Origin of the sequence: Burkholderia ubonensis, from assembly GCF_001718695.1 — a bacterium.
In the GTDB taxonomy this organism is placed as follows: domain Bacteria; phylum Pseudomonadota; class Gammaproteobacteria; order Burkholderiales; family Burkholderiaceae; genus Burkholderia; species Burkholderia ubonensis_B.
Genome location: NZ_CP013422.1, coordinates 2,005,662 through 2,020,157, shown reverse-complemented (window position 1 = coordinate 2,020,157; position 14,496 = coordinate 2,005,662). Strand labels below are relative to the sequence as shown.

10 protein-coding genes and 3 pseudogenes are annotated in these 14,496 nt (G+C 61.7%); 7 read left to right on the top strand and 6 right to left on the bottom strand.

Annotated features, from left to right (window positions below; genetic code table 11):
• Nucleotides 1-234 precede the first annotated feature (234 nt).
• Together WJ35_RS28505 and WJ35_RS28500 are read right to left on the bottom strand one after the other, a co-directional pair.
• Nucleotides 235-1,017, bottom strand: coding sequence for an ABC transporter substrate-binding protein (locus WJ35_RS28505; RefSeq protein WP_010090096.1), 783 nt, complete (start codon nucleotides 1,015-1,017; stop codon nucleotides 235-237).
• A gap of 235 nt (nucleotides 1,018-1,252) precedes the next feature.
• Nucleotides 1,253-2,173: a LysR substrate-binding domain-containing protein gene (locus WJ35_RS28500; protein WP_069240524.1), complete on the bottom strand. Its 921-nt coding sequence runs from the start codon at nucleotides 2,171-2,173 to the stop codon at nucleotides 1,253-1,255.
• Nucleotides 2,174-2,611: 438 nt separating this feature from the next.
• On the opposite strand from WJ35_RS28500, the gene WJ35_RS28495 reads away from it, so the two are divergent.
• From WJ35_RS28495 to WJ35_RS28485, 3 genes are all read left to right on the top strand, one after another.
• Nucleotides 2,612-3,358 carry an SDR family oxidoreductase gene (locus WJ35_RS28495; RefSeq protein ID WP_014724123.1) on the top strand — a complete coding sequence of 249 codons (747 nt, stop codon included), beginning with the start codon at nucleotides 2,612-2,614 and terminating at the stop codon, nucleotides 3,356-3,358.
• 151 nt (nucleotides 3,359-3,509) lie between these two features.
• Nucleotides 3,510-4,364 (top strand): DJ-1/PfpI family protein, encoded by an 855-nt coding sequence (locus WJ35_RS28490; protein WP_011880967.1) that lies wholly within the window; start codon nucleotides 3,510-3,512, stop codon nucleotides 4,362-4,364.
• A 127-nt stretch (nucleotides 4,365-4,491) separates the two neighbouring features.
• Nucleotides 4,492-4,989 carry a YybH family protein gene (locus WJ35_RS28485; protein WP_059475296.1) on the top strand — a complete coding sequence of 166 codons (498 nt, stop codon included), beginning with the start codon at nucleotides 4,492-4,494 and terminating at the stop codon, nucleotides 4,987-4,989.
• A gap of 8 nt (nucleotides 4,990-4,997) precedes the next feature.
• Here WJ35_RS28485 and WJ35_RS28480 read toward each other — a convergent pair.
• A pseudogene (locus WJ35_RS28480) lies at nucleotides 4,998-5,219 on the bottom strand (transposase); the annotation flags it as partial.
• A 235-nt stretch (nucleotides 5,220-5,454) separates the two neighbouring features.
• On the opposite strand from WJ35_RS28480, the gene WJ35_RS30895 reads away from it, so the two are divergent.
• Nucleotides 5,455-6,690 carry an IS110 family transposase gene (locus WJ35_RS30895; protein WP_059606722.1) on the top strand — a complete coding sequence of 412 codons (1,236 nt, stop codon included), beginning with the start codon at nucleotides 5,455-5,457 and terminating at the stop codon, nucleotides 6,688-6,690.
• Nucleotides 6,691-6,697: 7 nt separating this feature from the next.
• Here WJ35_RS30895 and WJ35_RS28460 read toward each other — a convergent pair.
• The 3 genes and pseudogenes from WJ35_RS28460 to WJ35_RS32465 all read right to left on the bottom strand — a co-directional run.
• Nucleotides 6,698-7,798, bottom strand: a pseudogene (locus tag WJ35_RS28460) (IS256 family transposase); the annotation flags it as partial.
• Nucleotides 7,799-7,936: 138 nt separating this feature from the next.
• Nucleotides 7,937-8,884, bottom strand: a complete 948-nt coding sequence (locus WJ35_RS30890; protein ID WP_072465459.1) for a GlxA family transcriptional regulator — start codon at nucleotides 8,882-8,884, stop codon at nucleotides 7,937-7,939.
• A 168-nt stretch (nucleotides 8,885-9,052) separates the two neighbouring features.
• Nucleotides 9,053-9,574 (bottom strand): annotated as a pseudogene (locus WJ35_RS32465) (integrase); the annotation flags it as partial.
• Nucleotides 9,575-10,001: 427 nt separating this feature from the next.
• Between WJ35_RS32465 and WJ35_RS28450 the strand changes: the two are divergent.
• The 3 genes from WJ35_RS28450 to WJ35_RS28440 are packed head-to-tail and all read left to right on the top strand — an operon-like array spanning nucleotide 10,002 to nucleotide 14,420.
• Nucleotides 10,002-12,452: a dynamin family protein gene (locus WJ35_RS28450; protein ID WP_011880963.1), complete on the top strand. Its 2,451-nt coding sequence runs from the start codon at nucleotides 10,002-10,004 to the stop codon at nucleotides 12,450-12,452.
• Nucleotides 12,449-13,351, top strand: a complete 903-nt coding sequence (locus WJ35_RS28445) for a diguanylate cyclase regulator RdcB family protein (protein WP_011880962.1) — start codon at nucleotides 12,449-12,451, stop codon at nucleotides 13,349-13,351. The genes WJ35_RS28450 and WJ35_RS28445 overlap by 4 nt, the downstream gene beginning before the upstream one ends.
• Nucleotides 13,344-14,420, top strand: coding sequence for a patatin-like phospholipase family protein (locus WJ35_RS28440; protein WP_011880961.1), 1,077 nt, complete (start codon nucleotides 13,344-13,346; stop codon nucleotides 14,418-14,420). The genes WJ35_RS28445 and WJ35_RS28440 overlap by 8 nt, the downstream gene beginning before the upstream one ends.
• Nucleotides 14,421-14,496: the final 76 nt, after the last annotated feature.

The window sequence follows — 14,496 nt, the reverse complement described above, 5'->3', positions numbered from 1 at the left end:
AGCCGCGAATGATCCGGTGTGCGGGGAAGATCGATTGTACGTTGCCTTACGCGAACCCATCAAACCGCTTCCGCCGCGCTGGTTTTTCCGTTGCGAATCATCCGTTTAATGCGAAAAAAAAAACGTGCACTCCGCCACCTGCGCCTGCATGTTTCGCGCGATTCGTTGCGCGCGCGCATAAAAAAAACGGGCTCCTCGCGGAGCCCGTCTGCGTGCGCGCAAATCGCGCGCTGCTTACTTGCCGTACACGTCGAAGTCGAAGTACTTCTTCGCGATCTTGTCGTACGTGCCGTCCTTGCGCATGTCGCCGATCGCCTTGTCGATCTTCGCCTTCAGGTCGGTGTCTTCCTTGCGCAGGCCGATGCCCGCGCCGTTGCCGAGCGTCTTCGGATCGTCGAGATCCGTGCCGACGAACTGGAAGTCCTTGCCGCGCGGGGTCTTCAGGAAGCCGATGTCGGCCTGCACCGCGTCCTGCAGCGCGCCGTCGAGGCGGCCGGCGATCAGGTCCGCATAGACCTGGTCCTGGTTCTGGTACGGCACGACCGTCGCGCCGGCCGGCGCCCAGTAGGTCTTCGCGTACGTTTCCTGGATCGTGCCCTGCTCGACGCCGATGCGGTGGCCCTTCACCGACTTCACGTCCGGCATCAGCGACGAACCCTTCTTCGCGACGAGGCGCGTCGGCGTATTGAACAGCTTCGCCGAGAACGCGATCTGCTCCTCGCGCGCCGGCGTCATCGACATCGACGACAGCACGCCGTCGAACTTGCGCGCCTTCAGCGCCGGGATCATGCCGTCGAAATCATTCTCGATCCACACGCACTTCGCGCTCAGGCGGCGGCAGATTTCGTTGCCGAGATCCACGTCGAAGCCGACGACCTTGCCGTCCGGGCCTTTCGATTCGAAAGGCGGGTAGCTTGCGTCGACGCCGAAACGCACGGTGGTCCAGTCCTTCGCGTACGCGCTGCCGGCCGATACGGCGAGCAGGGCAACCGTCACAGCCGCAAGAATTTTTTTCACTCGGTGACTCCTCGTTTTGTTCGATGGGTGCGCGGTTGTGCCGCGCCGTAAGCCTTCGGCCCGGCGCGGCTTCGCGCCGGACTGTCCCGGACTGTTCAATTCGCCCGCCCGATCAAGGCGCACGACGTGCGCAGATTATCAAGACAAAATACCGGCGGGGCGCCTAGGACATGCCCCGATACCGGCCCGGACGGCCGCGCTCGCGCGATGCGGCCGTTTCAAAGCAAGGAACGATTCAGCCCAGCGTTTCGTTGACGGCGCGCTGCAGGCACGTGACGAACTGGGTGACGGCCGGCGTCGGCAGCAGGTCGCGCCGCGCGATGATCGACAGGTCGAAGCGCGGCAGGCGTTCCTCGAGCTCGGCCGTGCGGATGCCGAGCGGCGCGACCATCGCCGCGAGCGGGCGCGTGAAGCAGCCGATCACGTCCGAGCGCGCGACGAGCCCGAGCGTCACCGCGAACGACATCGGCGAGTGCAGCAGGCGCTGCGGCGGCGGCAGGCCGTGCGCGCCGAACATCGCGATCATCACGCTGTGCGGGAACTCGTCGGGGCCGACCGTGACGATCCATTCCGCGTCGAGTAAATCCTCTAAACGGCGCGCGTGCGCGAGCGGGTGGCCGTCGCGCATCACGACGGTGAACTCGGTGGACAGCAGCGGCGTCTGCGTGAAATCGCGGTCCAGCGCCGGGACATGGTGCATCGCAGCGATGTCGAGCGTGCCGTTGCGCAGTTGCGCGAGCGCTTCCGGCACCGTCACCTCCTCGAGATGCAGGCTCACGCGCGGCATCGCGCGGCGGAATGCCGTGACCGCGTGCGGCAGCGCGGTCAGCGCGATCGACGGCATCGTGCCGACGGCGACGCGCCCCGCCATTTCTCCCTTCACCTGCTCGACCGCCTCGACGGTGCGGCGCATGTCGCCGAGCAGCTGCTCGGCGCGCGGCAGCAGCGCATGGCCGCACGCGGTCAGCTCGACGCCGCGCACGGTGCGCACCAGCAGCTCCGCGTTGAGCGCCGTTTCGAGCTCGCGGATCGTGTGCGTGATCGCGGGCTGCGTGACGCCGAGTTCGCGCGCGGCGGCGCGCAGGCTGCGGTGGCGCGCGGCGCAGACGAAGGCCTGGAGCTGCGCGATGTTCAGGGGGCTGCGGATGCGGGTCATCGATCGGTTCGAGGCTGGTGGCGGCGCGGTGGCGCGGTGGCGTTGACGCGGGGATCGATAGGGTAGCGCGGGGGTGGGGGCGGTGGTGGGGTGGACAAAAAACGCCGGGGCCGCGGGGGTGGCTTCGTTTGCTCGCCGTTACTTCATCGAGGCCCGTGATCCATCCGTTTTAGCCAGCAACTGGTACGAGCACGCTGCCTCGTGAGCCGAGGGTTAGCCGCGAGCGCGTCTTCCTTGCGCGCGGCCCGCCAGTAAGCGCCGAAATGCGTCATTCATCAAGCTGGGTCGTGTGGCGTATTGTGAGGGTTATACGACCTTTGAGCCATTCGGCTCCAGTTCCATAATTTGCGCAGCAATCAAGCCGGATCAAGAGCACAAATGCGATTGCCCATTGAGCTCCCGGTTTGATCAATTTCGCGCAAACGAAAGGAACAGAGAATGAGGCTTAAGAACAAATCGGCTTTGATTACCGGCGGCACTAGCGGAATCGGTCTCGCGACCGCGAAGCTCTTTATTGCAGAAGGCGCTCGGGTCGCGGTGACCGGTCGCGATGTCGCTGCATTCGAGCGTGTGAAGGCCGAGCTTGGCGACGATGCATTGGTTTTCAGGGCCGATGTGCGTTCGATCGACGACATGCGTGCCGTTGCCGCCCAGTTAAAAGAACGGTTCGGCGGCCTGGATGTCGTATTCGCCAACGCTGGCTGGGCTTTCCCGTCCGCAGTGAATGACATCGACGATGACCTCTACAACGAGATCATGGACATCAACGTCAAGGGCGTGGTCTACACGCTTCAGGCGATGCTGCCGGAGTTGCGAGAGGGCGCCTCGGTCATCCTCAACACCTCGTTCGTCGCCCAGACCGGCAAGCACGGCATATCGTTGACCGCGGCAGCCAAGGCCGCCGTGCGATCGCTTGCCCGTAGTTGGTCCTACGAGTTTCTCGATCGCAAGATCCGGTTCAACGCGATCGCGCCCGGTGGCACGGACACGCCCCTGCTCAGCAAGTGGGGGATGTCGGACGAGGACGTCCGCAACTTCAAAAGCGAGTTCGCGAAGACCATCCCGGTTGGCCGTCTGGCAAAGGCAGAGGACATTGCCTACGCAGCGCTCTATCTCGCCAGCGACGAATCCTCCTACGTGGTCGGCAGCGAACTGGTTGTCGATGGCGGAGCGTCGCAGCTTTAAGCGGGAGCACACCGGTTCACGAGCCCGGCACGACCTTCCGATTCATCCACACCTGATCACATGTCCACTGCGCGTTATTCGCGCGGTGGTGTTCAATCCGGCCCAGCCTCGTTGCAAAAGTGGAGCGGCCGAAGCGCAAGGAGAAACGATCTTGACCGACACTAGCGAAAACAATCGCACCGGGAAGCCACTCACCGAAGCCGGTCGTTCGCGCCGCGATATTCTCAAATTCGGAAGCATCGTCACGCTCGGCGCCGTACTGGGTGGCGGAGCACTGCTTGGCCATACCGCGCCTGCTCTTGCGCAGGCAGCCAGCAAAGGAGAACTCGCTCCGAATGACCCGCTCGACATTTTGATTGTCAATTACGACGGCGGGACGCTGCTCGACTTCGCCGGCCCCAGCGAGATTTTCCACCGGTTACCGAATACGAACGTTCGCTATGCGAGCCTCAATGGGGGCAACGTGACGCTCGAATTCGGAGTCGTGTACGGCAAGACCGAACGGCTGGCCGATATCGAGCGAACCGATCTGATTCTGGTGCCCGGTGGCTCCGATTTGACGGCGCCGATGCGGCCCGAGTATCAGGCGCAGATCCGGCGTTTGGCCCAAAGTGCCAAACATGTGACCTCGGTTTGCAACGGATCGTTGGTGCTCGCTGCGACGGGCATTCTCAATGGCAAGCGTAGCGCCTGCCATTGGGCGTTCGTCAACAAGCTGTCCGAATATGGCGCCATCCCCGTGCCGGATCGATTCGTCGAAGACGACAACGGCCGCTTCATGAGCGGCGGCGGCGTGACGGCCGGCATCGATTTCGCACTTCGCGTCGCGGCGAAGCTGCGCGGTCAACAGGCTGCCGAATTCACGCAACTCGTAATCGAATACGATCCCGCTCCGCCGTTCCATTCCGGCCACCCCAGAGACGCACGGCAGGAAGTCATCGCGATGGTCGACAAAGAACTGCCCGGTGCATCCAAGGGACTCGCACGAATCCCGGGCGTTCGCTGAAATTCCCGCGGGCAATGTCTGCGAGGACTCGCACGGCTCTCGATGAAGCCGCAACCAACATTGCTTGCCTCACCTGCGCGATCTGGCGCAGGCCCGTCTATTTGAAATCTGATCGGAAAAATCTCAAATGCAACAGATTCGTCGTCTTGCCGCACCCGTTGCGGCCTGCTTTGCTTTTTTCGCCTTTGCCGTGCCGGCAGTTGCCAGTGGCCCGCAGCCTCGAATCGAAGCGGCCATCAATACCGAAAACGCGCGGTGGGCCGATGCCTTTGCGCGAGGGGATTACGAGGCGATAGGCCGCTTGTATACGCACGACGGCGCACTGCTGCCGCCCGGCGGCAACAGGGTGACGGGTGGCAGCGCGATTGCCGCATACTTCGCCAAGCAGTATGCCGGGGCAAAGCCCGACACCGTATCGTTCAGCAATTATGAGTTCTACGGTAACGACCGGGCCGTGACGGAGGTTTCGGATGCGGAAATCCGTGACCATGCTGGGGCCGTCAAATACCGTGGCAAGCAGATCCTCCTTTTTCTGAAGGAGGGCGGTGCGTGGAAATTGCATCGCGATATCTGGAATGATTACGCTACCCGAACCTGTCCGCATTTTTGTGGGCGAGGCGGTTGAACAGCGCGTTATCCGCGCGCCTGCGTGAATCGCTCGCCAAACAGGATAGCAAACTGGTTCATCGCTGATTTCCAGTCGAAGGCGGCCCGCACGGTCTTGGCCAGCACGTTGCGCAGCGCCAGCCAGAGCAGCTTGATCGCGGCCTCGTCATTCGGGAAGTGACCACGAGTCTTGATGATCTTGCGCAACTGCATGTTCAGACTTTCAATGGCGTTCGTAACCGGCATGATATAGCCGGTGCCTCGCGTTCCCGCGCCGAGCGGTTTGAGCGTATGGTGTGACCATCCGGGACATGGGGCACTGGGGAGCACTTCGGGTGGGCAGGCCGTTCCTATACGATGAGCCGCGAGCTCGTGTTAGTAGTTGGCCGCCCCTGCGACCCGCCCGGTTGCGCTGCGAGCGCGAATCCGTAGTTGTCGTGCTGTCCCACCGGCTCCCAACAGTGATCTGAAACGGGAGACGGTTATGCGAATCGTAGGGTTAGATGTGTCGCGCTCCGTGGCCGAGATCGCGTACCTGGAGGATGGCACGCTGCATGCAGGCGGCCGCACCGGGTTGCGACGCGATGAACTGGAGCGCTTTGCGGCAAAGCTGCGTGCCACCGATCATGTGGTACTCGAAGCGACCGGCAATACCACTGCCATCGTCAACGTCTTGCGCGCGCATGTCGCGCGTGTGGCGATTGCCAATCCGCTGCAAGTTAGGCTGATCGCGGAGGCTCGCGTCAAGACGGACAAGATCGATGCAGCCGTGCTGGCACAGCTGTATGCGAGCGGTTTTCTGCCGGAAGTATGGATGCCGGACGAGCACACGCTGGCGTTGCGTCGACAGATCGCGCGCCGCTCACAGCTGGTGCGGCAACGTACACGGCTGAAGAACGAGATTCACGCAGTCCTGATTGCACACCTGATCGAGCGGTGTCCCGCCACCGATCTTTTTGGCAAGAAGGGGCGTGCGTGGCTCGGTGTTCAACCGCTGCCACTGGATGAACGACTGGGTGTTGAGCAGCGACTGCGCGAACTGGACCGCCTCGGCGACGATCTGCGCGAGGTGGAGCAAGCGCTCGCGCAAGCGACCATCGACGATGCGCGATTGCGCGTGATGCTAACGATCACTGGCGTGAACACCACAGTGGCGATCGGACTGCTATCGGCCATCGGCGACATCGCGCGGTTTCCGAATCCGGAGAAGTTGGTGAGCTACTTCGGTCTCAATCCATCAGTCTATCAATCCGGTCCGGCACCGGCCAGGCATGGTCACATCACCAAGCGCGGGCGCTCTTATGCTCGGGCGATGCTGGTCGAAGCCGCTTGGGGTGCAACGCAAGCGCCCGGGCCGCTGCGCGCCTTCTTCCTGCGCGTGCGCGATCGCCGCGGCCAGCAAATTGCCGCCGTCGCGACTGCTCGCAAACTCGCAGTAATCGTATGGTATGTGCTGACACGCGGTGAACCGTTCGCGTGGGATCGCCCGGCGTTGACTGCGCACAAACTGCGTGCGCTGGAACTGCAGGCTGGAATGCCGGCGCAGCATGGCCCGCGCAAAGGTTCGGCTGCGGCCTACAGTCTGAAGAGTGTGCGTCAGCAAGAGCGAGCCGTGGCCGAGCAGTCTGAGCGAACCTATCAGAGACTGTTTAACCGGTGGAAACAGTCGCGCCCCAAATCAGACAGCGCGCCGATACGGTGGCCGCAGGCGCGAACATAGCGAACGAGCGAAGCGCGGTGCGGGACTTGTGCATTTCATCCGTTGTGTAGACAACTCGTCGAATCTCCGGCGGAAACACGAAGAACGGTATGACGTGCTCCCATGCACGCTGCCACGACTGCACGATGGTCGGGTACTTCGCGCCCCAAGGGCCGTCAGCGAAGTCTTGCAGTGCCTGCCTTGCCGCCTCCTCGCTGGCGGCCGCGTAGATCGGGCGCAGCGCTGCGGCGAGCGCCTTACGGTCCTTGTAGCTGGCGTACTCGAGACTGTTGCGGATCAGATGCACGATGCAGGTCTGAACGGTCGTGCGGGGATAGGCTGCGCTGATGGCCTCGGCCAGCCCCTTCAGGCCATCGACCACGGCGATCAGGATGTCCTGACAGCCACGCGTCTTGAGTTCGTTGAACACCTTGAGCCAGAACTTGGCGCCCTCGGTCTGCTCGATCCAGAGGCCCAGCACGTCGCGCTGGCCGTCGGCCTGGATGCCCAGGGCCAGATAGACGGCTTTGTTGCTGACCACACCATCGTCACGGATCTTGACCCGCAGGGCATCGAAGAACACCACCGGATACATCGTTTCGAGCGGGCGGCTCTGCCAAGTCAGCGCTTCGGCCATCACCTCGTCGGTGACCGAGCTGATGAAATCGGGAGATACCTCGGTGCCGTAACTCTCGGCCAGAAAGGCCTGAATCTCGCGCACACTCATGCCGCGAGCGTACATCGCGATGATGCGTTCGTCGAAGCCGGTGAAGCGGCGCTCGTGCTTGGGAATCAGGATCGGCTCGAAGCTGCCGTCGCGATCGCGGGGGACTTCGACCCGAACCGGGCCACGATCGGTGATGACCGTCTTGCCGCTGGCGCCATTGCGCTCGTTGGCCTGACCGGGCGGCTTGGACTGGCCTGGTCGGTAGCCCAAATGCAGATTCATCTCGGCGCCCATCGCGCGCTCGATGACTGCCTTGTTGAACGCCAGCATCAGGTCCTGAACCTCGGCCGGCGTCATCGGCCCCTTGACCAACTGGTCCAGCAGTTCCTTGGGCAGTTCAGGCAGCGGCCCGCGGGCCGCTGCCTGACGCGCTACAGTTTGCCTTTTCTTCTTCATTGGCATATCCATGACTTTTACACCTCATGATATGCCCCGCCCACGAAATCACGGATAGGTCCCGCTACCCAGAAATCCGATAGCCGTTGAGCGCGGGTGATATAGGCAAACACCGACCGCAAGCGCTATCCGGCCGGCGCTCGATCAGCGCGCTTTATTCAATCTGCTCTCGCGTCGGATCGCCTGCGGAGGGTGGCCATGCAGTTTGATGAAGGCCCTCCGCATTCTTTCCGGATCAGTGAACCCTACCGCCAGAGCAATTTGTTCGATCGGTTCGCTGCCCTCCTGCAGGCGCAGCCTCGCAGCTTCGACCCGCAAACGTTCGACGGCCTTGGCAGGCGTTTCACCCGTTTCCCGGCGAAATGCTCGTCCGAACTGTCGCAGGCTTAATCTCGCTGCATCGGCGAGTCGTTCCACAGGTAACGCTTCAGCCAGATGTTCCCGGGCAAAGTTCAGGGCGATGCGGATACGATCCGATTCCGGCTCCATTTGCGACATGGCGGAAAACTGGGACTGCCCGCCTGGTCGACGATACGGGACGACCAAAAGCCTGGAGACAGCGCGCGCAACATTCGAACCCAGATCTCTATCGATCATGCCGAGCGCCAGATCTATTCCGGAGGCGATTCCCGCCGACGTCCAAATACGGCCGTCCACGACATAGATGCTATTGCCCTCGACCCTGGTGCGGGGGAAGCGCGACTGCAATAGAGCAGCGTATCGCCAGTGTGTCGTTGCTTTCAATCCGTCCAGCAAGCCGGTTTCCGCCAGCAGAAACGCTCCTGTGCACACGCTTGCCACTCGCGAGGCCCGGGCGGCCAATTTCGTGGCAGCTGCGATGTTCTCCGGTGTCTGCATCGGATCTAAATCGCCGCCCACGAAAACGACGGTATCGAATGTGCGCTTTCCGATCGGCTTTGTCTCGATCGCAATGCCCGTATTACCGGGAACCGGACCTCCAGACTGCGAGACGACATGGAGATCGTACGGAGTATGGCCAGCGGCTGTGGCTACTTGATTAAAGGCGGAAAGTGGGCCACCGAGATCGAGAGCATCATGGCCGCGGCAAACGAAAAATCCAATTCGATGCATGACGAAGTCGGTGGTCGAAGATTCAAGGGAGGGCTTAGTTTATAGAAAACCCTCGAATCGCGTCGTGCGGTTCGTCGTGGGGAAGAGGCGTCGTTTGTGCTCTCGTCGGACGGCCTGTGGCGGGTGGTAGTCAGGGCTTGGGGGGCGGCTTTGGTGTTGGGGACGTTGTCCGAGCAGCAACTGCGTCGCCGTAAGGTTCTTCGTTGGCCGGTAGGTCAGTGAAGCCGTTGTGCGGCGTATCGTGTGGTTCCGTATGCGGCGTCGTCAAGGCCGGTTGATGCAACCCAGCGATGTACCGGCCGGACGTATTGCCGCGTTGATAGATGAAGTGACATATGCAACGAGCTCCGGAACAGAAAATCCCGCGGCCATCAAACCTCGCGCTCCGATTCACGCTTCGAGGTTCTCGCGGGTCTGTTCTGTGGTCTCCAGTTGCACTGGCCGCTTGGCTTTCTGCTGCATGATGTCGCTCTGGATGCCACGTGGTTTCCCTCGCGGACATCCTGAACCAGCAACCACGTAAGATCACCCGCTCCGAGACTGCTACCAATCGCGAGATTGAACGGCGCGAGTCCGCGAGGGTTCGACGCCATCTGCAGTCCGGTCCGGCTCGCGCCCATTTTGCAGAGCTTTAGCGGCGGCTTCTGCCCCGGTGAGCTTGCCCTTGTTCCGTGGCACGCGGGCTCTAATGGCGACATTTACTGATTTTGTAACAATTCCCTCTCAACCGGACGTAAATTCAGTGTGCTCCTTTTTTGACGGACGCAATCCGATACGGAATGGACCATCTGTGATGCCCAAACCAACGGTCGGTTTAGAGGTGAAGCGGTACTTTGTGCTCACGGCTCTCGGCTCACGGCGGACGCCGTTGATGACGCTCTGTGCATCGGTTTGCTGGTCAGCCGCTATATCGAAAAAATTCACTTGGTTGCTTTCTCAGATACTCAAGTTTTTTCTTTATTGTCCGTAAACGCGAAATGTAATAAAAAGCAGTCGGCCGTTCTTCGGATTCGAGCACGGGCGACGACATCGCCGAAATAAGAGCCCACAGGCATCGAGCGGAAGAGCGCAATGCAGGCATTCCATTTCACTGTTGCCTATAACCATCGCCACGGATATGCACGAAAAGAACATTGAAACACTTCGGGAAGAGGCTACGCGTTTGCTCCAGTACGGCGGCGAGCTGCTGGAGGCAATGGAACGGAACCGAGGCATTGTCGTGGAGCCGAAGCGCGACGAGCCGCAAATCTTCGACCTCGAATCGACGCGCGTTCGCATCGATGAAATGCACAGCGAGCAAGGCAAGGTGGAACAGCTCGAAATGGTGCTTGCCGTAGTCGGCACTATGAAGGCCGGCAAGTCCACGACGATTAATGCAATAGTTGGCGCGGAAGTGCTGCCCAACCGCAATCGCCCGATGACCGCGCTGCCCACGCTGATCCGCCACACGCCCGGCCAAGCCGTGCCGGTCCTGCGGCTCAACCATACGGGGCCGATCAACACGTTGATGCACACGCTTGCCGAAGCGGCTGCGCATTCCGACTATCGCGAGGCCATCCGAGGGCTGCAGGATGACAAGGACATGACGGCCCTGCTGCAATTCGTGAAGACCGGCGACGAGTTCCAGCAGTGTTACGAAGGCGCTGACGAGATATTCCGCTTTCTTAAAAGCTTGAACGATCTCGTGCGTCTTGCCGGCGAATTCGGCATCGACTTTCCGTTCGGCAGCTACAGCCGCATCGAAGCGATTCCCGTGATTGAGGTGGAGTTCGGCCACTTGCGCGGCAAGGCAGACTTCCAGGGGCGTCTCGCGTTGCTCGATACGCCGGGACCGAACGAGGCGGGTCAAACTCATCTGCGCAAGATGCTGCGCGAGCAGTTGCGCAATGCATCGGCGATTCTTGCGGTGCTCGACTTCACGCAGCTCAAGTCCGACGCTGACGCCGAACTGCGCAAGGAACTGGTGGATATCGATGGCGCGCGCACATATGCGCTCGTGAACAAGTTCGACCAGCGCGACCGCAACGGCGATACCGAGGACGACGTCCGTGCGCTCGTGGCCGGCAAGCTACTGCCCGAGTTGGTGCGGTTGGATGACGTGTTCCCGGTTTCCTCGAAGCGGGGCTATCTGGCGAACCGCGCGCGAACCGAACTGGTCGCCAAGGGCCGCTTGCCGGACCATAAGAAGGAGGGCTGGGTCGAGGACTTCGCCACCGAGGCAATGGGCAGCAGTTGGGACGAAGACGACTTGGCGGATTCCGAAAAGGTTGAGAGCGCCGCTGAAAAGCTCTGGAAGAAGTCGAATTTCCAAACCTTGCTCACGGACGTGATTGAATACGCGCACGCGCGCGCGGCTGCGCTGGCGATCGACTCGGCCTCGCAGAAGCTGATCAAGCTAACTGGCGACGTCTCGAACTTCCTCGACATTCGGAAGACCGGCCTTGCGCAGGACGCGGAGAAGTTGCACGCGCAGATCAACGCCATCGTCGAGGACATCGAAAAGATCGGGAAGCTCGAACAGAACGCACAAAAGGCGACGGATGATGCACTGGCCAATATGGCTGGCACGGTCGACGAGCGATTCATCATGAGCGAGAAGGACGTCGGAGCAGTTATCGAAAAGTACTTCCAGGAAGGCAAGATGGCCGAGCGCGAGGAGGCCGAAGCACGCGGGCCGCGTGCGCGGCGGGCACGTAACAGGCTGATGCAGCCCGCCCGTGCGCCGGAGGAGGCGAAGCCGGCCACACGCAACTGGTTCAGGGCAATGTTGGGGTTTGAGTCCGATCGCGGTGGGAATACTGACTTCAATCCAGACAAGGAGACGATCCAGTTCGACGACGCGAGCAAGGCGCAGGAGTTGATGGAGACCATCCGCGCGCGCGTGGAAGAAGTCATGGCGCATGCTGAACAAGACATGCAGGACGATCTGATGCAACTAATCGAGGATTTCAAGAAGCGCTTTTCCGACCACGTCGAGGCACCGGCTCATATGATTATCGGTGACATCAACAAGCGCCTCGGCGACGACGGTTTCGTGGTGAAGCTGGAAATTCCGATGATCGCGCTCGACACCATCGAGTTTTCGAGCGGAGAGATGCTGGCCGACGCTATCCAGCACAAGACGCGCCGAGTTACGCGCCAGCGGCGTTCGTCCGGCGCGTGGGGCACCGTCTGCAGCTGGTTCAACACGAGCGATTGGGGTTGGGAAGACTATAGCGTTTCGGTCGAATACGCGGAGATCAGCCTCAAAACAGTGAAGGGTATGGTCGGCGAGCGTATCAAGGACAGCTTCAATGGTCTCGCGGCGCGTATCCACGAATCGGTCAAGGAGCCGGTTACCATGGCCACTGACAAATTCTTCGCTGCGTTCAAGGACGAAGTCCAGAAGATTCGTGGCACTCTGATGCAGAGCGAGCGCGATCAGCAGCGCAGCAAGGCGGAGAAGGACCGATTGATCGAAGATCTGGTCCTGTTGATGCGGAACGTGCCAGCCGCACGCGAGGACAGCGAGGAGCTGTATCGCGAAACGCAGCACTGGCTGTCGGATGCTCTGGAAGAGCAGGCATGAGCGAAGCGCCCATCAGTGCGGAGTCGGCGGTCTGCAAGACGCTGACCTGTCTGCCCGAGAAGTTGGTGGTCGACTTCGCCAATTGCGTGGCGGAGTCCAAGGGGCGACTGGCCGGTCAGTTCAGCCGCAACGGATTCTTTTCTCGCTGCTGGGAGGGATTCACGGGCCGCAGCGCCGAGCGCCAAGGTGCCCTGAACCAGAATTTCGCCGAAGGTCTCGAGGTGACACTGCAATGGTTGACGGAGCTTACCGAATCTGTCACCCAGAGCAATCTTGCGGTCGGCCTCGTGCATGACACGGTCAACCGCATGATGCTCGACGTCGCGGATGTGGCGGACTTCTCGATGAGTGTCAAGAACGAACTGCTGGCGAGTACGTTGCGCCTGGAAAAGCGGCTTGACGCGCTGGCTGACGATCTGGCGCGCGTGGACTTCATTCAGCGCGTGCAGTTGAATCTGGACCAGGTGTTCAACCGCTGGCGTGCCGGCCGTTTCGCTGGCCTTTCGCCGGCGGGCCGAGCCTATGCGGCGCTCGAATGCCTGTGGTGGGGCGCGTTCGGCGACTATTGCCGCTATCAGGAGGGACCGCAGCGCCATGCATTCGTCGAGGACGCGATGAACCGCGTGACGGCGCAACTCGCTGACGACGCGCGATGTGCGACGAGCGAGCGGATCGATACGTCGTGGTGGCTCGCGGCGGGCAGCACTGCAGAGCAGCGGGACGGCGCGGCGGCACTCTCGTATCTCGGCGCTACGCTGAACCCGGCGCGCGCTCCGGTCGCATTCTCCGTCTCGCAGACTCCCACCCGCCTGCCGCTCGAAATGCCATTGCGTGCCACGCCGCGGCGCATCGGCGAGGCCTTGGTGCGTGAACTTTTCGGAGGGGCTATACGTGGATGAACTGAAGGTAGGTCTGGTGCTCTCGGGCGGGGGCGCGAAGGGTGCCTATCAGGTCGGTGTCATGCGTGCGCTAGCGGAGGTCGGCGCGCAGATCGACATGGTTGCGGGCGCGAGCATCGGCGCGCTCAATGGTGCGATCGTGGCGTCGGCTGTCACTCCGCAGAAGGCGCATGCGCACCTCGCCCTGCTTTGGGACCGGCTCGCGCAGACATCGCCGGTGGAGTTTCAGGCTTTTGGCTACCTCACGCTCCTGTCCTCTGCTGGTGCCGTGCTGGCGCCCACCCGCGCGCTTGGTCGTGTACTCAAGGCGGCTCGCGTTGCCGCCGCAATGCTGGACGTCACTCTGCCGAAGTCGCTCGACATGCTGGCAAATGGCCTTGCGAGCGACAAGCCGCTCAAGGCGTTGATGGACGAGTATCTCGATCCGGCAGCGCTGAACGCCGGCTTGCCACTGTACGTTTCGCTGTTCCGCTCGCAGACCCCCTTCGACGACCTGCTTCGCATCGCCGCCGCAGAAGTAGGGATCGAGGACACGCCAGCATCAACCTACGTGCACGTGCAAGGCTTGCCGGAGGCGGAGCAGAAGGCCGCATTGCTCGCCTCCGCCGCGATTCCGGCGATCTACGCGGCGAAAACGGTCAACGGTGAGCGCTATTCCGATGGTGGCATCGGCGGTTGGCGCAAGATGCAGGGCAACACGCCTGCAGGGGCGCTGCTCGACGCGGGCTGCAACATGCTGATCGTCTCGCATCTGTCCGACGACTCGCCGTGGTCGCGCCGCGAGTTGCCGCAAGCGACCGTACTGGAAATTCGTCCGCAGCGCGCGATATCGCGTGACCCGAGCCTGCTCGATCATCGCGATCTGCTCGGCTTCGATCCGAAGCGGATTCCGTCTTGGGTCGAACAGGGTTACGAGGACACACTCGCGTGCGCCGAACGCGTTATGCGGGCCGGCGAAGCCCGGCGCATGCTGCGCGAGTCGGAGAGGATATTGGAGGCGAAACGGACCCAACACATTGGAAATGAGGCGCGCCTTGCCGATTCGATGGCGCGCTTGCGCCGCTACTGAAAGGTTAGCGGCGAAGTGCTCACCAGAAAACCTATAAGCGCGCTGTGCAACTTGCTAGAGAAGTGATTCTTGACCC